Genomic DNA, 19,690 nt, shown 5'->3' with positions numbered 1-19,690 from the left:
TCCTCCTAAAAGTTTTGCGGAAGCTGTACTTCAGATATCTTGCAGCAAAACTATTTCTGCGGCATACATTGCCATTGCCTACTATACTAAATATTCCAGATAAATCGTCTTATCTACCGTCTGTAGAGATACTGAAACGCGGTCCCCACTCTTCAGTTCAAGACCACGCGAAGCATCCGCAGCACGTCCGGATCTCTCCACAGTAACACCTTCTCCGCTGCGTAACAGCAATCGGTCATTCTTAGCCGGTGTGAAAATAACACTTTCGCTCTCCTTCAGTTCAGGCGCCAATTGCAGCAGCTGATGAAGGGTGAACTTGCCCTTGAAGCCTGCAAGCTTCTTATATTGTGGGTAGGTCTTCTCACCCGTATTGCTGTCTTTAACCTCTACTACCAGCTGTCCTACAAAACCACGTGCCGATTTCTTATTCAGCACATACCATGCTGCACCAGCTGCCAGCACTAAAAGAATGCCCCCTATAATGTAATACAGGGTTTTGGATGAAGCTTCCTTCAGGGGTTCTTCATTGCCAGTCCCTGTAGAAGGTGCTGTTGTTGCTGCTCCGCCTGTCTTCGCGCTGATTTGGACAGGTGCACTTTCCCGATAAAAGCTGCTTTCCTCTGCCCGTACCTTCAACTCGTAGTTATGGCTTTCTTTTACCTCAAATGTACCCTTGAAGACAGCTCCGGAGTTATCCAGTTCGATTTCTTGCACATCACCTGTATCGATATCTGTAGCAAGCAGTACCGCCTTCATATCTTGATACAAATTACTGAGTGTTACCTGAGTACCGTTGCTGAACAGATGCGAGGTGATGTCGATTTTATCACCCTTTTTATAGGTTGCTGATGGCAGCGCATCGATCTTAAGCTCCAAGTCATAGTTAAAGACTAGATTAATATCAATCTTATCCTTTGGCACACCTTTAACCTGAAGTTTCCAATCTCCTTCCTGCGGTGACAGTAGCTTAATCAAGCTATAAGTAGAAGACTTGGACAGCAGGACATTGTTTGAGGGGATCGCAACTTCTTTCCCTGACGGGTCCGTTAATTTCGCTGTCACAGGCTGTGAAGACATAATTGAGATATTGGCTTCCAAAACACTGCCGTTAGGCACGTTGACGGTCACATCCTGATAATCGCCATTTGCAGTAATCGACTGCACAGGCACTACCTTCAGCTTCAAATGGCTGGCAAAAATCTCACTCAGGATTTGCGGCAGATCATCTGCTGAGTCCGTCGAAAATGCTTTACCACCTGTCTCATTGGACAGGTCGGCGAGGCTTTGTTTATTCAGCTTGCCATCTGCATTAAGTCCAATGGTATAGATGGGATAGCCATTCTTTTTGGCAACCTCTACGGCCGCCTTCAGCTCTTTATCTGATTCACTTTGCGTCCGGCCTGTCGCTTTGTTGAAATCATTATTGCCGTCAGCGAGCATTACAATGATAGGCTCATGGGAAGGGTCACTTCCATTCTGCAGAACCTTCACAGCTTCCTCTACGCCAATAGCGATATCGGTGTAAGCTCCTCGGTCCAAACCATCAATAAAATCCTTCAAATCCTGCTTATCGCTCTCCGAGCTAATTTGCAGCAGGGCCTTTTCCCGTTGCACCTTGTCGGTATAGGCAACAATACCTACTTTATCACCTTGGGTGGATAACATATCTATGAACATTTTCATCGCTTCGTTGGCGATTTTGTTCTTGTCACTAGTCTTCATGGAGTTGCTGACATCAATAAGAAGCACAGCGTCAATGTGAGATTGCGCCGACGTTGCCGCATAAGCCTTAACAGCTGCAAAAGGCGAGGCAGCTAGACAAAGAGCCAGGAGCAATGCCGGAAAGATACGTAGAAAGAGAGTCTTGGTTGTTCTAATACTTTGATATTTACGAAGCATAAATAGGGCTCCTCTTGTGTTATATTAGGCACATATGACAGGTTCAGCACTATCGCTAAAATCTGTAAATAGCATGCCATTATGATATAATTAAACCTTGTAAACTTCAACTTTAGGACCGCTGGACCCAGTGCATTGATGCATAGAAGATTATCATTCTAAAAGCCATCTGGACTGCAGAGCGTCCATGAGAAAGGATTGTTCCATGATTTCATACGTCATTCTTGGGATTACGTTCCTAATTGCCGTAATTCAGATTTCCATTTATGCCGCACATCAGCGCAAACCACTGACACGTGATGATATTAACGATCGACTGCTAGCCGCTTTGAACGGAGGCGATAAAGGCCGTGAATAAGAAAAGACCCGTTACCTTCCGGCCTTTCAAGGCCCCGCGTTACGCTTATGACAAGCTGCGCATCTGTCGCCACTGCGGGCGGTATACCGCTCTTGGCGAAGACCGCTGTAGCAAATGTGGCAGAGCCTCACTTATTGCTGTAGAACAGTACGCAGCATCACTAGCCAGACGGAAGATGCATACCCGCCTACTATTCATCTTACTGCTCACACTAGCCTCTGTCTATTTTGGAAATAGCATCCAACAAATGATATTGTTTGGTGCCGGTGGTCTTGTGCTTGCTGGACTATTGTACTATACGCAGCGAAAAGTAAGGCAGAACGAGAATCTTCGTTCTCTCAATGAGCTGCTTGGTCGTGGGATCGGCATCATCAAGGAAGGGCTGGAGGTCAACCGTCAGGAAGCTGTCTCCGTACTCCGTGAGGATGATGTTCTTGCCTATGAGAAGCTGCGCGAGCTCTCCATCCTGCTTCGCGGCGACCGGATCGCGCGGCAGCGAGTGGCTTTGCTGCATGGATTTTTACTCCGCAAGGATATGGATCTAGAACTGGAGCAGCTTCTTCTAAAAGACTTCGAACCACTGCTAGCCGAATATATCGGCGAGATCGCTAAAGTCCGTCCCGATCTCATTAAGGATCGCACACTACGCTACGTGAAGAACTATGAAGTGGAGATCCGCCAGATGGCTAACGGCTTAACCATCCTTACGAGCGTTGCGGGAGCGGCGGTAAGAATGAAGCGTTATGCCCTGCTCTACTCCAATATGATTGGCCGATACGTGCAAGATCTGCCCAAAGACCGTTTTATGCGGTTGTCCAAACTCATTGCTGCGAATCCCCATGAACCTTGGAACGGCTTAGACCTCAGGGTAGCTGACATTCGTGAAGCCAAATATCGCTGGGACCCGGAGGTCCAATAGACCTGAAAGCTAAGATGAGCCAATATAAAGCAAACATCACCCTTATTGATGATAACCAACCGTTTCTCACAGAAATATAAGGATGATGTATACTGTAAAACTTATACTTTCTTAGGCTTTCTTATATTTTGAAAAAAGAGGCTACTCTATATGACGTTCAAACAATTAATAACCCTGCGAAACTTTATGATCATTTTGTGTATATGCATGCTTGTGCTGCTTGGACAGAAGATTTTTCTCATCGCAGATAAAATACAAATCACCAAAGAAGCCGACCGTCTCTACGCTGCTGGGGATCTGATTAATGCAGAGAATCAGTACCGCCAAGCAGCGGCCAACCATTCTATTCATTACCTGGAAGAAAGAGTCGCAAAGCGTCTGGATGAATTAGCTCCAATCACAGATATCCGCAAAGTTCTGAATGTTTTGGTAGCCTCTACTAAGGAGGAAGCAGCGACTAAGGATTTTGCCGGATTTATGAAGAGCTACCAAGCTCTGCTCAGTTTAAAAGCTACATATATGAAGCCAGACGGCCCCTATGAATCCTATTATCGCCAGTTATCGTCGGCCTCAGGCATTTCAGACCAGTTCACCTCTTATTTCCGTCAGTTTAAGGAGCAGTTCCTTGCCGAGCTTGCCCAGAACCAGAGCGGAGGGGTGAGTAATGAAGAGAACTTCAAATGGAATCTTTTGCAGATTCCTGATGCTTATTATGGAAGTGCAGCTTCCAAAGAGGATTTACTAGCCTCAAAATTTAAAAGCCATGATACAGCTATATTAAAATCCTTAGCTGGAGCAGGAAACTTTACCGGTATGCTGGAAAGCACCCTGTCCCTGATGAGTGCTTATAGCCAGCATAATTACGAAGCTCCTTGGGTACTTCAACAAGCAGAAAGCAGCGGAAAGATCATCCTGAACAAAGATCTCGAAGGTGACAATATCACAGCTTTTGCTGGGCATGCTGTAGCTTATCGTAATTTTGCAGGATCGGCAGGTGTCACTTCATCCAAGGTGCTGACTTTGATCGATACTAGTAAGACTAAGCTACTAAAAAATGCCAAACGTCTGACTACTAAAGGTCAATATGCTGAGGCGATACAATTATACGGAGAGCTTGCTCCGCTAGAGGATACTTCGACAAACATTGCCGCTGCTAGGCTGGCCTGGAATATCGCTGAGCCTGTTCGCCTCCTTCCTGGCGGTGAAGAGCAAGACAAATACGACAACGTCATCTCCCGCAAAGGACTATTAGGTACAAAGGTGCTCGTCGCCGGGACGGATAACAGTGGCGTGCTCTATTATGCCGCGATGAATAACGACGACAATGTGGTCACATTAACCGGAAACAGCTTGCCACGCTTCGAGAGTCTGCGCAGTCTTACTTTTAATGAACAGTTGGCAACCTCTTCAGGTGTACCTGTGGTTTTAGCCCAATCTGAGGTTGAAGGTGGACGCACCCTTTTCACAGCATATGAGATGAAATCGAATGGTATTTCGCAGTTATTTTCAATAGCTGGCGATGGTTATGAACTGCAGTCCGATGACTCTATTTTCGTGCCTAATGCGGATCTTGGAGACGGTGTTGACGGGCAAACGGCACTTTACCGTAAAGTAGACGGCATCTATCAATTCGCGGAGATTGTTCAGGAGTATGCTGTAATCTCAGCTGCGGATCTGACCACTCATCCTTTTGAAAAGGTCTCTTTTCATGGTGAAATCGTCGTAGATAACTTCGGTAATAGTCTTGCTTACTCGGATGGGATTTATATTTTGCTCCAAGGAGAAGTGGGTTCCGTTACAGGTAACGCGTTAGTTAGTGGCCAATATCAGAATGGATATGAGCTTGTTGGAACAGACATAGGCGAGCAATATGTTCCTGTGTTTATAGTGGAATCCGTGGGTAGCATGAGCTTTGGGCGGTAGAGATTATGGGATGCAGGAGACGGGATTACGGGATTACGGGATTACTTATTATGAATATGTGAAGTTAGTAGTGTGGTGGGTGAGATTCAATATAGTGACGGTGGCATAACCTATGTCGACAAGTGAACGACCATGATGAGTAGTGAGATAAGTTTAGCGGGTTGTGTGAATAACTCTGAGTGTAGGGTGTCACCTTCTGACGACTTAGGTGAACGACCCTGGGAGTAGTGAGAACCTTTTAGCGACTTGGATGAAGGACCTTGAGAGTTGCGGGAAACTACCTTGAGAGTCGCGGGAAGCTTCTAGCAACTTGGGTGAACGACCTTGAGAGTTGCGGGAAACTTTAGCAACTTGGGTGAACGACCTTGAAAGTCGCGGAAAGCTTCTAGTGACTTGGGTGAACGACCTTGAGAGTCGCGATAAACTTCTAGCGTCTTGGGTGAACGACCTTGAAAGTCGCGGAAAGCTTCTAGCGTCTTGGGTGAATAATCCTATGGGTTGTATGTTCCTTCTATTGGTCATGAGTATGGGAGATCCTGTCTAGTCAGTTTTTGTCCAAGAGGTGTGGGGAGCCCGTCTATACTCTTAGTGTTCTTCTCTCCTCTATATTCTCTCAGACCTGCCTCGCCCTTTTGGATAGACCAACGCTGCAACGTATCTCGCTCACCCGCATAATTCATGAATGGAACCGAAAATCCGCAGGAAGTCTGTACTTTATGAACATCTATCAAAATGATCTGTCTGGCTCCAGGCAGAGATGTAAACATAGGGGACAGTGCTTCCCATTCTGCTGATTCAGGCAAAATCACAGCCCCTGTTCCATACAGTCTTAAAATGTTAGGCGTCCCCTCAAACGCACAAAACATAACCGTCACTCTTCCGTTTTCCAGCAGATGCGCGCTCGTCTCATTACCGCTGCCAGTCATGTCTAGATAGGCCACCTGATTAGGAGACAAAATCCGAAAACAATCATGCCCCTTCGGCGAAAGGTTAACATGCCCATCTTCTGAAAGCGGCGCCGACCCTACGAAAAAAAGGTGCTGCCGAAGAATAAACTCTTCATGTATTGGTAGTATAGCGGTAAATTGTTTTCCCATTTGGCATTCTCCATTTCTGTATATTGGTGTGCTGGCTAATCGGGCATCTCTACTCAACTCCATCAGATCCGCCGACTCAACGAACTACATGCACTACATGCACTACATGCACTACATGCACTACATGCACTACATGCACTACATGCACTACATGCACTACATCAGCTTCACCAATCACTTCAGCTCCATCAACCACATTAGCTTAACTAACTAGCTTTGCCAACTACACCATTTACTTCAGCTCTAACAACTTCGTTAGTTTCTACCACTAGAGTAGCTCTATCAACCACATTAGTTTAACTAACTTCACCAACTCCAGCTGTTACAAAGTTACACAAGCTCTATCAACTCGTTAGTTTCACCAACTAGATCAGTTCCATAAGCGCATTAACTCCATTAACAATACCCCAGTACCACTAGCTCCCCTACCAAACTAACTTTGACTAGGTCCGAGCGGCGTTTGCGGCTAATGTAAGGCACTTTTGCCTCTCTTTCTTGCTACTTTGGCTCGATGCGGCTAATGTAGAGCATTTTTGCTCTTATTTCTAACTAATTCGACGCTATGCAGCTGATGTAGAGCATTTTTACCGTACATCTCTGCTACCTACGCCTAACCCTGCGATTCTACGGGATTTCTACCGTTCATTCCTGCCATTTTGGCTCAACCCAGCAAATCTACGGGATATTTCCCGTTCATTCCCTCTACTTCTGCCCAATCCAGCAAATCTACGGGATTTATACCGTTCATTCCTGCCACTTTATCTCAATCCAGCTATTCTGCGGGATATTTCCCGTTCATTCCCTCCACTTCTGCCCAATCCAGCAAATCTACGGGATTTTTACCGTACAATTTTCCGCAGACATATTAGTTAAGTATATATACTCTAGGGCTTCTCTTATGTCTCCCCCCGGCTGCCTAAATGCAAGCCTCATCAAGGATTAACAACACATCCCCAGATGAGATGAAAAGTCGTTATCCATTATTTTTACTGATGTATATATTCTTTTCAGGGGTATGTATTCTTTTAATTTGTTTATATTCTCTTCCACCGTCAAGTACCCCTTCATCGCGGTATCCGCTACGCCAACGGAAAAAGGGACTACCTCTCGGCAGCCCCCTTTCTCTCGCAAGTTGCTTGGTACTACTATCAGAAGCAACTCCCTTAAACCCCTTTTTCCCTCTAAAATACTTCCCTTTAAACAATTTCCTATAAAATAAAACTTTTCCCTATAAAACCTCCCGCTTAAGCACTTAACCCACTAAGCACACAAAAGCATCTTTCCCCTAATCTATTCAATCGCAATATAAATCTCAACCTGCGTGTCAGCAGGATCAAAATTTCGCGAATCATAAATCTCAAAATCCCCCGTGTAAGTTCTTGCCTCCCTACACTCCTTAAAGTACGCCCAAATCTCCCCCCACGCTTGCGCGACCACTTCAAATACCGGACCTTTTTTCGTCGTAAAAACCATGTATTTGCTCTCCGGTACAACCGCATAGGTGAACTGGCTTTCCTCTAGTTGGTTTTTCTCTAGCTCGTTTTCCTCTAGCTCGCTTTTCTCTAGCTCGTTTTCCTCTAGCTCGTTTTCCTCTAGCTCGCTTTTCTCTAGCTCGTTTTCCTCTAGTTCGCTTTCCTCTAGCTCGCTTTCCTCTAGCCCGTTTTCCTCTAGCTGGTTTCCCTCTAAATGTCTCTCCTCAGCTACTTCATGCCCGATCACAACGGTATATGCTCCGCTCGCATCACTCTCATAATCCGTATACAACGCATAGATATACTCAGGATTTACCGTAGCTACCTGCCCCGCAATATTACTCTGAAAATAAGTTTCCCACAGCTGCGGCAAACCTCCATCAGGTCCCATTTCCACTTCATTAGTTGTGCGTATGCTAACCCCCGCCAAGGTCATTTTTGCTTTCTCTACAAAATAAGTATTCATCATTCTCCCTCATTTCCTGTGATTGAACTTAGTATACACAGGCAAAGTGGACACCTGTCTGTCCAGTTCGAATAGATTGATTTCAGTCTGGGTTATAAAGACACCATTAGGGTAATTAATAGTATGGAACTACACTCGAAGGGAATGACTACAGCATGTCAAAAATCAAATTAGCTGTCATCTACTACAGTGCCACAGGAACTAACTACCAGCTAGCACAATGGGCCGCGGAAAGCGCAGAAAAAGCAGGAGCTGAGGTAAAACTGCTGAAGGTGCAGGAACTGGTCCCCGAGGATAAAATCGCCGCAAATCCAGCCATGAAGGCCCTAGCTGAAGAAACAAAAGATATCCCAGTCGCCACACCCGAAGATATAGTCGAAGCAGATGCGATTATTTTCAGTTCCCCAACCCGTTACGGTAACATTGCTTCCCAGATGAAGCAGTTCATTGATACAACCGGTGGCATTTGGGGCAAAGGACTAACAGTAAACAAAGTCGTCAGCGCCATGAGCTCAGCACAGAACCCGCATGGTGGACAAGAAGCTACGATTTTGGCACTCTACACCTCGATGTATCACTGGGGAGCAATTGTTGCAGCACCCGGTTATACTGATCCAGTCACATTCGGTGCGGGAGGCAACCCTTACGGAACAAGTGTCAGCGTAGATGGAGACGGTAAAATGATCGAAGATCAGGATCGGATCCGTGACGCTGTTTTTCATCAAGCGAAGCGTACCGTTGAAGTGGCCGGCTGGGTTCAGGCAGGCAAAAACGCCAATAATCAGACCTAGCGCAGCTTAGTTAATATAACAACACCCCTCGGAGCTACTTGTGCAGCACTACACCGAGGGGTGTTTAATTTATATTTTAATTACTCTCCAGGGTATTTAAGCCCCCACTGTGCACGCACTTGATCCAGCAGTTTCAGAATCGCTAACGATTCATCCAATGTCATCACCGGACTCTCTGTAAGCCCTGCCTGAAGACACCGTCCTACTTCCTCCGCTTCAAAACAATATCCAATAGAAGCACGGTCATCCACAAAGCTCTCTATCTTCTCATCTCCTATATAAAGCGCAGCCGATTTCGGGTTCACTAATGTACCCTCTACAATAATACGGCCTTCTGTGCCAAACACATGCGCTTCCTCCAACATGTTAAGACGAATACCACCGTTCAACGAAGCGGTTTTCCCGTTACCATATGACAGCAGCATCGAGAAATGCTCGTCCACTCCAGTCTCACCTATGTGCACTGTGCTGGAAATAGACTCAGGATGAGGTCCAAACACCATGGAGGCAAAAGAAACCGGATAAATTCCCACATCCAACAGCGCTCCCCCGCCCAGCTTCGGATTCAGCAATCTGCCTTCCGGATTCCAGTCGGTACGAAACCCTAGATCTGCCTTCACCAATCGAACATCACCTATCTTGCCCTCAGCAATCCATTCTCTAACCTTTACAATCGCCGGGATGTAGCGACTCCACATCGCCTCCATCAGGAATAGCTTATGCGCTCTAGCATAGGCCACAACTTCTTCCAATTCACCGCTGTTTACGGTAAAAGGTTTCTCACACAGGACAGCTTTGCCTGCACGCAGCGCCATTAAAGCATTTTCTTTGTGAAAAGGATGCGGCGTTCCAATATATACCGCGTCTACATTCGGGTCATTCAGCAATTCCTCATAGGTTGCATAGGCATGCGGAATCCCATGATTTTCAGCAAATTCATCGGCACTTTCCTGAGATCTTGACCCAACGGCATAAGCCACACCATTACTGGCATGCGCCAAATCAGTAACAAATTGATGAGCAATCCAGCCTGTGCTAATAATTCCCCATCTCACCTTGTAAGCGTTGTCCATTTTCATTTGCATGTTCCTCCTAATCCTTCTGCTAAGTCTCTTTAATTCTATCAGACCATTCTAATGAATGTATAGGAACTGATGCCAGCAAACACCACCGTCACCACCAAAATAGCAATATTCCAGATCTTGCTCAAAGCCGCTGAGTGCTCGTTAGAGCTTTGAATAAACGCTTTTTGCAAAAGGAACTGTAAAAGCTTCATGATTATGAATCCCAAACAACCCAGCCCGCTTTGCAAAATAACCTCCAGACTAGCTTTACTTACAAATCGATCAGCCATGTTCCCATCATAATGAATCGGGACGGTATCCGGCATATTGGAATAAAGGAATAAATAAATAGCTACAGGAATCAAGGCCACCACACTGCTTAAGATCATCGTCAGTTTGGTTTTGAACAACGTTTTACCCTCCTTGTGCGGAAAAATAATCTCCCCGTTATTCTCCTTCCACTTCAATCAGATATATCCCCTTCTTAAATCCACCGCGACGTTTAGCTTTCTCTGCACGTTGCTTCTCCAGCTCCACGCTATTGCTCCCATGTGTCTCCGCCAGAGCCTGAATCACTTCCAGCATATCGGCAAGCTCCTCCAAAGCTTCTTCATCACTTGCTGCCTGAAAATATTCCTCCGACTCTTCTTGCAATTTTTTACGTAGTTCAGTTATGTATTCTTTGGACTCTAATATCCTTGTGTTAAAATCTTTCCCTTGAGAAGCTATCAAATCGGGGATGCCGTCACGCACTAGCTTTTCATATACAGGCATTTAAGCTCTTCCTTTCTTCTATATTATATTCTATCTCCCTTCAATCCGGCTTTGATTCCATCAGTAGGCGTTCTACAAAAGGAAGATCTGCCGGAGCAAACATGAACTGACCCAGCTCAGCCGGAAGCACCCACCTATGTTCGTCGTGATCCACCAGATCAATTACACCTCCCTGATACCGCGCTTTCCAAGCAATCAATTGGATCTTTATCTCTCCATAGTTATGCTCGTTTATGCCAAAGCTCTCATAGGGAAGGATTGTGATGCCCATCTCTTCCTGAAGCTCTCTTTGCAGACACTCTGCGATGCTCTCATCCTGCTCTATTTTGCCACCAGGAAATTCCCACAGACCTGCCTGCGATTTACCTTGCCGCCGCCGGGCAATAAGAATCTGCCCTTCTACATTATGTATAATTGCTGCCGCCACCTTGATCACAAAGAACACCTCCACTATTGCTAGTTATTCGACAGATACTACTATTAAAACATACAATTCATTCCAAACCAAAGAGACTCTCCCAAAAGCCAACACGGCCTGGGAAAATCTCTTCAGTACAGTCTCTCTATACATTTCACAGCAGCGTTATCCTTACAGAAGAGCTACTATTTTGTCAGCACAAGCTCCAAGCGAACCTCAAGATTATTTTCTGTACCCAGCACAACGGTGTGGGGATTGCTTAGACCAAAGTCAGAAAAGGCTACTGTTGTCGTTCCCGACAACATCAACTGTCCCCCGCTATACGCCGCTTGCGACTGAAAGGTGACGTCCTTTGCTACTCCTTTTACGGTAAGCGTCCCCTGCATTTCAACAGGCACAGTTGCTCCTTCAGTCCATTCTGCCGGCAGCTCCGAAAATGACTTCACTACAAACGTGGATTGTGGAAATTCCGTAACGGATAGAAAATCCTCTCCTTTTACATGCTCGTCCCGTTGGCTATTGCCCGAGTCCAGAGCGCTCATATCCACTGTCCCTTCCCCGGCCATCGAAGTAGAATCCTCTATATTTACCTTCCAGGTTCCCTGAACTTTGTTGTCTACGAAGTTTACTGTTTCTTTAGAGGTCGTCACTGACCAATAGACTTTAGAGGTTTCCGCAAGGGTCCAATCCCCGTTTAATTGTTCGGCTGTGACCGCCAACCCTGCTGATGCTCCAGTGTTATTTGTTGTCTCTCCAGCACCTGCTGTTGTTGCTTGATTTGGAATCACGGACTCGATCTCTACATTATTGCCCAGCGATTTATCCAGTAATGTATAACCTGTGACTACTCCTACGATAATAACTCCTGCAGCGATCAAGGCTATTCTTTTTCTCTTCATCCTGTTCCCTCCAATATTCATAATTTCTGTATGCTTTCAAGCTCGTCCCTCATTCTAACAAAGCAATATGTCGGGAAGAAGTCAGAGCAGAACGGGCTATGATGTGTTAAACTTGTCGTAAATTTTATGGACTGGAGGTACTCCAATTTGACGAAATCCATTCTTGTTGTAGAAGATGAAGAAGCCATCTCTAGGGTCCTCAGTGCTTATCTGAAAAAAGCAGGCTTTCAAGTCACCCGTGTAGCCGATGGACGCGCTGCGCTGGAGTCTTTTGCTATATCCCCTCCTTCATTAGTATTACTAGACATCATGCTGCCAAACATGGACGGATTTGAACTGCTTAAGCTCATCCGTGAAAAAAGCAGCTGCCCTGTGATCATGCTGACGGCAAGAGATGGGATCAATGACCGGCTAGCCGGCCTCGACGGTGGTGCGGATGATTATATGTCTAAACCTTTTATTCCCGAGGAAGTGGTGGCACGTGTGAACGCTGTCTTACGCCGTCCCTCGCAGTGGTCAGATGGCAGCCGTAAACGGCATTATGGCAGTTTGTTTATCGACTTCACAGCACGTGCTGTCTTTTTGAATGGGGCTGAGCTGAGTCTTAGTCCTCGGGATATGTCAGTGCTGTTATTTCTCGCTGAAAGGCCTAATCAGATTTGTACGCGTGAGCAATTAATAGAATTTGTATGGGAAATGGATTATGAAGGAAGCGACCGGGCGGTAGATTTGTCGATCAAAAGACTACGCCAAGCGTTGTCGCACTGGCCTACTAGTGAGGGGGAAATCCGTACCCTAAGGGGGACGGGATATCAATTATGGACAACTTAAAGAGAAACAACGCCAAACGCACCTCTATCCTTTCTTACTGGACGATACGTTATCTGCTCATTATTAGTGTAGGCCTGCTCCTCACAGCTTTAGCTACATTATGGTGGATCCGTCAGGAGGCTATGAGCAATCGTCTGCAGACTGCGGGGCTTTTGGCACAGGAAATTGCAGATCGCAGCTTAAATATGGAAGGCTCCATTGAAATCAGCCAAAATCTCGAAAAGCTGATCGAAGACCGGAAACGGTTTTTCAAGTTAACCATAGAGATGTGCGTGATCATTACCGATCAACAAGGTCAAATGCTATTCTCCCTGCCACCTCTAACTGACAAGGAAATGAGATATAAGCTTAATGATAGCCTGAACGACTCCCGCAGTCCGGAGTTTAAAGCTGCTGTGGCTCCCATAAATTCGAATGACAAAACACTGGGACAGGTTATTGTCCTGCAATCCAAAAAATCACTGCGGCATATTCCACAGGAGGAGATCATATTTTTCTCCATACTGCTGCTGTTTCTAATCATCTTAAGTTGGCTAACCATTTACCTTTTATCTCGTAAACTGGCAAAACCCATTCAGAAGGTAGTCGAGGCAGCGGCTCAAATCAGCCATGGCCGTTATGATATCGTTCTAGATAAGGATGCTAAAGAGCGGGAAATTCATGAGCTGATGATATCTTTTGAAGAGATGGCAGGCAAGTTACAGCAATTTGAGCAGTCTCGAGCCGTAATGCTGGCAGGAGTCTCCCATGAGTTGAAAACACCCGTAACTTCTATTAAAGGCCTGGTGCATGCCGTCCGCGAAGGGGTCGTTGAAGGTGATGAAGCTGTGGAATTTCTGGATATTGCCCTGCTGGAGGCTGGGAGGTTGCAGCGAATGGTAGCCGACCTTCTGGATTACAATGCCCTGACTGCAGGAATAGTTTCCGTTCGTCACGACCGACTGGATGCCGTACCCCTGATATCCGAAATCGTATATCAATGGAAGCTGACACAGGCGGAAGAAGTTGCTGAACCCGTGCTCCATATGCCGATCAATCCCTTGTTTTTGCGTGGGGACTCCCTTCGTATCCAGCAGATTATCGTCAATCTACTTAATAACAGCGTACAAGCCAAAGCTCCTGATCGAAGGGTGCAGCTTACGATAGAACTGCTGGAGCAGCAAGGTCATGGCTTTGCCGAAATCCGTGTTCAAGATAATGGGCTTGGCATCTCATCCAATCATAGTGAGCATGTCTTCGAAGCCTTCTTCCGGGGCAGCGACAAGCAGAGCACACTGCGTGGTCTAGGACTCGGCCTAACCTTCAGCCGTCTGTTGGCCGAATCTATGAACGGAAGCCTCGTGCTTGAGGAGCACTCAGACAAAGGCTGCACCTTCGTGCTGTCTCTGCCGCTTGATGACTAAAAAAATAGTCTACGATCCATCGACATGGTATAATCATGTGCACAATCACACCGAAAACCGGAGGCTGTATATGCTTACTTTTGAACAAAAATTAGCGATTCTCGACTCTTACCCCCAGCTGGAACGCAAAAATGTATCCCTTGGGCGCGTGAACTATCACTACGAGGAAAGCCAGCATGATAAGAAAACCGTTGCTTTTCACCTGCATCCAAATGGTAATGGCTATGTGTTCGCAGGCTTACTGCGGGGCTACGAGACAGACGATAAGGGCTTCGTGAATATTCGCGACTACTCGGAATCCGAGCTGCGGAGTTTGCTGGATGCCTCCATCACCTCACTGTCTATTTACATTCCTGATGCTCCTGTAGCCAGCAAAAGAAAGAAAAAGGCTGCGGCAACTGCCGATACACTCTGGACTAATGATGAGGGCCATACCCTAACCCTAAAGCTTGAGGATGATTTATGGTATGTCTATGCCGACCTCAATCTGGAGATGGCGTTTGAAACGCTTGAGGAAGCTAAAGAATATTTAGCGGAAGAGGGGTTTACAGCAGCACAGGAGTAATTGTCAGACTTTAATCTACACACTAACAATAAAAGAGGTGTCTGAGCAGCCATTTATTTTGGCCGTTCGGACACCTCTTTTCTAATAAAACGATCCTTAATATACAGGTTCCGTATATATGTAACTATAAATACCCAAATCGAGCTCGGAAACCACTTCATAATCTAGTTGGAATTCTATAGTCTTATTTGATAGACCTCCTACAAAATAACTGCCCTCCACAACCAACCTATCCTTCCCTCCAACTGGGGCGACCAAGATCAGCTGTTCAGCTTTATTGGCTGGGATCACAAAGTTTTGCAGCCCACCCGTCTGATCTTGAATATATTTACGGACAGACACGAGGTTACTGCCTAATTCCGAGAGGCCGGAATTGTTGTTCCGCCATACATCAAGCGCATCTTGTTGGGATTGGTTGGAACTGACACATGCCTGATTAACTGAAAATTCCGGGATTTTATATATATTCCCGCCAATATTATCGATAACTACTTTATGGGTTACTTCCGTACAGTTTTCAATTTTCAGAGTCGGCATGGGGTCCTTTTCCTTTGAGAACGTCTTTATGATTTTTTGATCACCAGACTTAAAATTTATTGAGATGTATTTATTATCCATGTTAGAAAATTCGAGCAAGCTATACAACTGATTATTTTTAATTCCGTAGTGCTTTACGTTTATAACAAACCTGTTTCTCTCATCTGATAACGATTTTGATTGTTCTTGACTTCCTACTGAAATTGTTCTGTTAACCGGAGCAATAAGCTTCTCCTCGGCAACTGGTGAGGTTATGTAAATAGATTTTGCACCTTCATCCCAAGTGACACTACTACCCAACACTTCGCTAATAAATCTTAGAGGGACGAGTGTATTATTTTGAAAATTGATACCCTTTAAGACATGCTCATTCTCTTTGGCGTTTACAATTACTCTTCCTTCTTTGACCAGATAAAAAATGTTAATATCCCCTTTAACCGCTGAGACCGACTTCGCATGATTATCCCATTTTATAGTTGCGCCTAAAGCTTCAAATATCGACCGCATGGGTACATATGTAACTCCATCTTTCAGGATAGGACTTACATTAAAATGTAATTGCTTACCGTCCAAATAACATTTGAGATCACTGTCGTCCGCAAAGGCTTGACTTGAAAATAAAACAGCAAAACTTATCATCACCACAAAAAAAGTGATAATTTTTGAAGCAAAGTTGTGGTTTTTCATGTTCTTAATTTAGCTCCTAATCTAGAAAAATAAAAAAATTACAATGCACACCTGAATATATCAAATGGCCAATCAAAATGTAAGTCTAAAAAGAAAACTACCAACAACACCCAAATTATGGTTAGATGAAGGAGAAGCCATATCCTAGAGGGAAAGAAGCGTGAACGCATATGAGTTTTGAAATCGTAGAGGCCACCATACCGGACATCCAAGCTGCATTAGAAGCCGGAGAAATTACGTCAAAACAACTAGTTCTCATGTATTATGAACGTATTGCTGATCACGACAAAAACGGCCTGACGATTAACTCTGTACTGGAGATTAATCCTGATGCGTTGTTTATCGCAGAATCTCTGGATGTGGAACGGGCAATTAAAGGCCCTCGAGGACCCCTGCACGGGATACCTGTGTTATTGAAAGATAACATCAATACTGGGGACAAAATGCATACAAGTGCGGGTTCGCTGGCTTTGGCGAATTCTTTTGCCGGGGAAGATGCGTTTATAGTTACCAAACTGCGTGAAGCCGGAGCCATTATTATGGGTAAAGCCAATATGACCGAATTCGCCAATTTTATGACGAACGGCATGCCCTCCGGTTACAGCTCCCGCGGCGGGCAAGTCCTTAACCCCTACAATATTTCTACGCCAACCGGCGGCTCTAGTGCTGGTTCAGCAGTAGCTGTCGCTTGTAATTTCTGTACGGTCTCTGTTGGCACAGAAACTTCAGGATCGATTCTTAATCCCGGTAATTTGGGCTCCATCATCGGCATTAAGCCAACCGTGGGGCTGCTCAGCCGTTCAGGAATCCTGCCGCTCTCCAATACACAAGACACCGCAGGGCCTATGGCTAGAACCGTTCAGGATGCCGTGTTGCTACTAAACGCCATGCTGGGCAAGGATCAGCACGATGCAGCGATGGGAACAAATACAGGTAAAGTCCACGGGGATTATACTGTATTCCTTGATCCGAATGGTTTGCAGGGAGCTAGAATTGGGATACCACGTGATTATTATTTTGAGGAGCTAACAGATGAGCAGCTTGCCTTGTTCAACGCTTCCGTCAACAGGATGAGAGAGCTTGGAGCAACCATCATTGATCCCGCGGATATTAAAACCGCCCGCGAAATTAGTTACTCTTCGGTGGTATTAAACGAATTCAAAACAGCACTGAATGCTTATTTATCTCATTTGGGCCCCGGAGCACCTATGCGAACCTTGAAGGATATTATTGATTTTAATCATGCACACCCTGTGGAGACTTTGAGATTTGGTCAAGCTACGTTAATAGATGCGGAATATACCTCCTCCGGCACACAAAGCGAAGCTCAATATTTACGCCATCGTGCGACTGACCTGAAGCTGTGCAAGGAAGAAGGCATCGATGCCACTATGAAAGAATACAATCTGGATGCCCTGCTGTTCCCTGCCGATTTTGGCGCCAGAATTACTTCCAGAGCAGGATATCCGTCCCTCGTCGTTCCTTCTGGGTACACGTCGGCCGGTGCTCCCTTTGGTGTAACCTTCTCAGCAAAAGCTTATCAGGAGCCCACGCTTATCAAGCTAGCCTATGCCTATGAGCAGCATTACAAGGTGCGAAAAGCGCCTTCGCTAAAAAGCTTCATTTGATTAAGCCTATTCCTGGAGTGGAACAATACCTAAATGCCTGTTTCCCTCATGGGAAAGACTCCATGTACGCACTTCATAGCTACGAATGCCAGACAGCACGTAAGGATCTTTTTCGGCAAGGAGAACGGCTTCTTCGCGTGAGTTCGCTCTTACAATAACCAAGCCGCCAGGACAATCACTAAAGGGACCACACAGCACTAATTGTCCTTTGCGGTCCAGCTCTTGTAAATGCTTAACATGACCACGAATAATCTCCATGTCTCTACGGTCTTGATTCGTCGGGTTTAGCAAAATAACATAACAAATATCTGCTTGATTGACCTCACTCATCCTATTCTCCACCTCTCGTTCAAATAGAAACTAAAGCCCGTAACGGTGATTTCCCAATGCCGATTCGGGCTTTTTTATTTCGCGATGTCTTCGTTCGTAGCTTTATTCATAATCTCGCTGATTTTCTTCATCGGCAATATTTTGAATCTCATCAGAATGAATAAGAAACAGCTCGTAGTCCCCCTCTGCATGCAGCTTCAGCGCGCGTTCTTTAAAAAACTTCGGGCTGCCTTCCGCCGCATCCTCATCATAAAAGAGCAATATCCCGTCACTTTTGCGGAACAACAAGTCATCTCTGGCCCTGAACTGCCAGCTGCCGTCATAAGGGGCATTACTGACCGCCCTGCAAAAGTCCGCACCCGCAATAATACGTCGGTATTCCTCCTGCTTCTCTTCCTTCCACTTCTCTTCCTGTCCAGTATGCGCCGTAATGATCCCTAATTTCAATTCAGGATATTGAGTCTTGAGTTCACTTACCACCTCACAAGCCCAAAGATCGACACCATACTGGCCAGGGGTAATAATCCATTCGACGCCTTCTTCAATTAGCGGTTTTAATCTGTTAGACAGCGCCTTTTTGATATAAGGAATTCCCGGATGTTTATTGTCAAAAATACCGAGCTCATGCGCACGGTAGCCTGTTACGAGTAAATTCTTCATGTACTGCCTCTTTCCTGAACGTTGGTTATGTCTTACCATGACTTACCTTTGTAGAGTTTTATCCCACTTATATGATTATTATATAGCATTTCCTTGATCTATTTCTTTAGGCAAACTTTCAGCTGATCTTAAGCAACCTTTCAGAACCGTCTGATATATTTCTCCTAATCAATCTAAAACTATTAAGGAGAGAAAATAAATGAAGAAATTAATCCCGATTATGATCTCAGGAAGTCTACTCGCTTCTCTACTATTGGCTGGCTGCAGCACGAATTCGGAGGCCGAAGGAACAGCAGTTGCCAATAACCAAGCGGACACGGCACCCGCAGATAACACTGAGGCACAGCAATCTCAAGGAAACGACAATCAACAAAACGGCAGACCCGACATGTCCATGAATTTCGGCAAGATTAAGAGTATCAGCGACAACACAATTACAATCTATACGTCAGAAATGCCTTCCCCGCCCGTACAAGGCACGGGAGGTACGGCTAGAGCCGATATGCAAAATGGTCAGGCCGGTACTCCACCGGAAAGACCCGAAGGTGATCAAGGCTCAGAAAACGGTACACCTCCAGAGGGGGGAATGCCGGAAGGAGGTGGCCCTGACGGCGGTGGACAAGATGGTGGACCACAGGGTGGTGGGATGCAGCAAACCTTCTCCGAGGAAACCACAGATATTACAATTGATGCTGATACCAAAATTGTAACGGTGACCTCCGACAATGGCACGCGTCAGGAGAACACGATCAGCTTAGCTGACCTGAAAGCTGATGACATTATCCAATATACGTTGAAATCCGATTCCACTTTGGCGGAGAGCATTACTTTAAGCAGCGGAAACCCAATGGGTACGGCTGAAGGCAAAATGAGCAGCGACTGAAACACCAAAAGATAACAGAAAAAATCCCCACCTACGATCAGCTTCATAAAAGCGTTTTGTAGTGGGGATTTCAAATTTATATAGGT

Annotated in this window: 20 protein-coding genes; 9 read left to right on the top strand and 11 right to left on the bottom strand. The window is 45.6% G+C overall.

Annotated elements, in window-relative coordinates; genetic code table 11:
* Positions 1–81: 81 nt before the first annotated feature.
* On the bottom strand, positions 82–1,899 hold the full coding sequence (locus tag MKX34_RS04525; protein WP_076296143.1) for a vWA domain-containing protein: 1,818 nt from the start codon (positions 1,897–1,899) through the stop codon (positions 82–84).
* A gap of 205 nt (positions 1,900–2,104) precedes the next feature.
* On the opposite strand from MKX34_RS04525, the gene MKX34_RS04520 reads away from it, so the two are divergent.
* The 3 genes from MKX34_RS04520 (at position 2,105) to MKX34_RS04510 (ending at position 5,099) form a co-directional block, all read left to right on the top strand.
* A complete protein-coding gene (locus MKX34_RS04520) occupies positions 2,105–2,257 on the top strand; it encodes a hypothetical protein (RefSeq protein WP_155986556.1) in 153 nt (50 codons plus the stop codon).
* Positions 2,250–3,176: a hypothetical protein gene (locus MKX34_RS04515; RefSeq protein ID WP_076296142.1), complete on the top strand. Its 927-nt coding sequence runs from the start codon at positions 2,250–2,252 to the stop codon at positions 3,174–3,176. The genes MKX34_RS04520 and MKX34_RS04515 overlap by 8 nt, the downstream gene beginning before the upstream one ends.
* Before the next feature lie 150 nt (positions 3,177–3,326).
* Entirely contained in the window at positions 3,327–5,099 is a 1,773-nt protein-coding gene (locus MKX34_RS04510; RefSeq protein ID WP_076296141.1) for a hypothetical protein, read from the top strand.
* A gap of 518 nt (positions 5,100–5,617) precedes the next feature.
* On the opposite strand, the gene MKX34_RS04505 is transcribed toward MKX34_RS04510, so the two are convergent.
* Together MKX34_RS04505 and MKX34_RS04500 are read right to left on the bottom strand one after the other, a co-directional pair.
* On the bottom strand, positions 5,618–6,196 hold the full coding sequence (locus MKX34_RS04505; RefSeq protein WP_038568865.1) for a pyridoxamine 5'-phosphate oxidase family protein: 579 nt from the start codon (positions 6,194–6,196) through the stop codon (positions 5,618–5,620).
* A gap of 1,290 nt (positions 6,197–7,486) precedes the next feature.
* Entirely contained in the window at positions 7,487–8,137 is a 651-nt protein-coding gene (locus tag MKX34_RS04500; RefSeq protein WP_076296139.1) for an effector binding domain-containing protein, read from the bottom strand.
* Positions 8,138–8,289: 152 nt separating this feature from the next.
* Here MKX34_RS04500 and wrbA point away from each other — a divergent pair, with 152 nt between their 5' ends.
* Positions 8,290–8,925 carry an NAD(P)H:quinone oxidoreductase type IV gene (gene wrbA / locus MKX34_RS04495; protein ID WP_076296138.1) on the top strand — a complete coding sequence of 212 codons (636 nt, stop codon included), beginning with the start codon at positions 8,290–8,292 and terminating at the stop codon, positions 8,923–8,925.
* Positions 8,926–9,005: 80 nt separating this feature from the next.
* On the opposite strand, the gene MKX34_RS04490 is transcribed toward wrbA, so the two are convergent.
* The 5 genes from MKX34_RS04490 to MKX34_RS04470 form a co-directional block, all read right to left on the bottom strand.
* Positions 9,006–9,998 carry a Gfo/Idh/MocA family oxidoreductase gene (locus MKX34_RS04490; RefSeq protein WP_076296175.1) on the bottom strand — a complete coding sequence of 331 codons (993 nt, stop codon included), beginning with the start codon at positions 9,996–9,998 and terminating at the stop codon, positions 9,006–9,008.
* Positions 9,999–10,048: 50 nt separating this feature from the next.
* Positions 10,049–10,399 (bottom strand): DUF1648 domain-containing protein, encoded by a 351-nt coding sequence (locus MKX34_RS04485; protein WP_143763708.1) that lies wholly within the window; start codon positions 10,397–10,399, stop codon positions 10,049–10,051.
* 37 nt (positions 10,400–10,436) lie between these two features.
* Entirely contained in the window at positions 10,437–10,763 is a 327-nt protein-coding gene (locus MKX34_RS04480) for a nucleoside triphosphate pyrophosphohydrolase (RefSeq protein WP_076274911.1), read from the bottom strand.
* Between the two features lie 40 nt (positions 10,764–10,803).
* Positions 10,804–11,199 (bottom strand): (deoxy)nucleoside triphosphate pyrophosphohydrolase, encoded by a 396-nt coding sequence (locus MKX34_RS04475; protein WP_036680800.1) that lies wholly within the window; start codon positions 11,197–11,199, stop codon positions 10,804–10,806.
* 167 nt (positions 11,200–11,366) lie between these two features.
* Positions 11,367–12,080, bottom strand: coding sequence for a YceI family protein (locus MKX34_RS04470; protein WP_076296137.1), 714 nt, complete (start codon positions 12,078–12,080; stop codon positions 11,367–11,369).
* 147 nt (positions 12,081–12,227) lie between these two features.
* Here MKX34_RS04470 and MKX34_RS04465 point away from each other — a divergent pair, with 147 nt between their 5' ends.
* The 3 genes from MKX34_RS04465 (at position 12,228) to MKX34_RS04455 (ending at position 14,879) form a co-directional block, all read left to right on the top strand.
* Positions 12,228–12,911: a response regulator transcription factor gene (locus MKX34_RS04465; protein WP_232061150.1), complete on the top strand. Its 684-nt coding sequence runs from the start codon at positions 12,228–12,230 to the stop codon at positions 12,909–12,911.
* The gene (locus MKX34_RS04460; protein ID WP_076105403.1) at positions 12,899–14,314 is read left to right on the top strand and encodes a HAMP domain-containing sensor histidine kinase; all 1,416 of its coding nucleotides are present in this window, start codon (positions 12,899–12,901) and stop codon (positions 14,312–14,314) included. The genes MKX34_RS04465 and MKX34_RS04460 overlap by 13 nt, the downstream gene beginning before the upstream one ends.
* A 70-nt stretch (positions 14,315–14,384) precedes the next feature.
* Positions 14,385–14,879, top strand: a complete 495-nt coding sequence (locus MKX34_RS04455) for a hypothetical protein (protein WP_038568853.1) — start codon at positions 14,385–14,387, stop codon at positions 14,877–14,879.
* A 96-nt stretch (positions 14,880–14,975) separates the two neighbouring features.
* Here the strand turns inward: MKX34_RS04455 and MKX34_RS04450 are convergent, their stop codons facing one another.
* Positions 14,976–16,103: a copper amine oxidase N-terminal domain-containing protein gene (locus tag MKX34_RS04450; RefSeq protein ID WP_076296136.1), complete on the bottom strand. Its 1,128-nt coding sequence runs from the start codon at positions 16,101–16,103 to the stop codon at positions 14,976–14,978.
* A gap of 170 nt (positions 16,104–16,273) precedes the next feature.
* Here MKX34_RS04450 and MKX34_RS04445 point away from each other — a divergent pair, with 170 nt between their 5' ends.
* Positions 16,274–17,731 (top strand): amidase family protein, encoded by a 1,458-nt coding sequence (locus MKX34_RS04445; RefSeq protein WP_076296135.1) that lies wholly within the window; start codon positions 16,274–16,276, stop codon positions 17,729–17,731.
* 6 nt (positions 17,732–17,737) lie between these two features.
* Here MKX34_RS04445 and MKX34_RS04440 read toward each other — a convergent pair whose 3' ends face one another.
* Positions 17,738–18,061 carry a YciI family protein gene (locus MKX34_RS04440; RefSeq protein WP_081383819.1) on the bottom strand — a complete coding sequence of 108 codons (324 nt, stop codon included), beginning with the start codon at positions 18,059–18,061 and terminating at the stop codon, positions 17,738–17,740.
* 102 nt (positions 18,062–18,163) lie between these two features.
* Positions 18,164–18,721, bottom strand: a complete 558-nt coding sequence (locus MKX34_RS04435; RefSeq protein WP_038568847.1) for a DUF1273 domain-containing protein — start codon at positions 18,719–18,721, stop codon at positions 18,164–18,166.
* A 199-nt stretch (positions 18,722–18,920) separates the two neighbouring features.
* On the opposite strand from MKX34_RS04435, the gene MKX34_RS04430 reads away from it, so the two are divergent.
* The gene (locus tag MKX34_RS04430; RefSeq protein ID WP_076296134.1) at positions 18,921–19,604 is read left to right on the top strand and encodes a hypothetical protein; all 684 of its coding nucleotides are present in this window, start codon (positions 18,921–18,923) and stop codon (positions 19,602–19,604) included.
* The last annotated feature ends 86 nt before the right edge of the window (positions 19,605–19,690 follow it).

Origin of the sequence: Paenibacillus sp. FSL R5-0636, assembly GCF_037974255.1 — a bacterium.
GTDB lineage: Bacteria > Bacillota > Bacilli > Paenibacillales > Paenibacillaceae > Paenibacillus_AQ > Paenibacillus_AQ odorifer.
Note: the sequence above shows the minus strand (reverse complement) of the source record. Positions and strands in the feature narration are given on the sequence as shown.

Excerpts from the sequence above, each read along its gene's own strand:
- MKX34_RS04460 (WP_076105403.1), top strand. The coding sequence starts at position 12,899 with ATGGACAACTTAAAGAGAAACAACGCCAAACGCACCTCTATCCTTTCT.
- MKX34_RS04445 (WP_076296135.1), top strand. The coding sequence starts at position 16,274 with ATGAGTTTTGAAATCGTAGAGGCCACCATACCGGACATCCAAGCTGCA.
- MKX34_RS04490 (WP_076296175.1), bottom strand. The coding sequence starts at position 9,998 with ATGGACAACGCTTACAAGGTGAGATGGGGAATTATTAGCACAGGCTGG.
- wrbA (WP_076296138.1), top strand. The coding sequence starts at position 8,290 with ATGTCAAAAATCAAATTAGCTGTCATCTACTACAGTGCCACAGGAACT.
- MKX34_RS04455 (WP_038568853.1), top strand. The coding sequence starts at position 14,385 with ATGCTTACTTTTGAACAAAAATTAGCGATTCTCGACTCTTACCCCCAG.
- MKX34_RS04500 (WP_076296139.1), bottom strand. The coding sequence starts at position 8,137 with ATGATGAATACTTATTTTGTAGAGAAAGCAAAAATGACCTTGGCGGGG.
- MKX34_RS04450 (WP_076296136.1), bottom strand. The coding sequence starts at position 16,103 with ATGAAAAACCACAACTTTGCTTCAAAAATTATCACTTTTTTTGTGGTG.
- MKX34_RS04520 (WP_155986556.1), top strand. The coding sequence starts at position 2,105 with ATGATTTCATACGTCATTCTTGGGATTACGTTCCTAATTGCCGTAATT.
- MKX34_RS04525 (WP_076296143.1), bottom strand. The coding sequence starts at position 1,899 with ATGCTTCGTAAATATCAAAGTATTAGAACAACCAAGACTCTCTTTCTA.
- MKX34_RS04435 (WP_038568847.1), bottom strand. The coding sequence starts at position 18,721 with ATGAAGAATTTACTCGTAACAGGCTACCGTGCGCATGAGCTCGGTATT.
- MKX34_RS04505 (WP_038568865.1), bottom strand. The coding sequence starts at position 6,196 with ATGGGAAAACAATTTACCGCTATACTACCAATACATGAAGAGTTTATT.
- MKX34_RS04510 (WP_076296141.1), top strand. The coding sequence starts at position 3,327 with ATGACGTTCAAACAATTAATAACCCTGCGAAACTTTATGATCATTTTG.
- MKX34_RS04440 (WP_081383819.1), bottom strand. The coding sequence starts at position 18,061 with ATGAGTGAGGTCAATCAAGCAGATATTTGTTATGTTATTTTGCTAAAC.
- MKX34_RS04480 (WP_076274911.1), bottom strand. The coding sequence starts at position 10,763 with ATGCCTGTATATGAAAAGCTAGTGCGTGACGGCATCCCCGATTTGATA.
- MKX34_RS04470 (WP_076296137.1), bottom strand. The coding sequence starts at position 12,080 with ATGAAGAGAAAAAGAATAGCCTTGATCGCTGCAGGAGTTATTATCGTA.
- MKX34_RS04430 (WP_076296134.1), top strand. The coding sequence starts at position 18,921 with ATGAAGAAATTAATCCCGATTATGATCTCAGGAAGTCTACTCGCTTCT.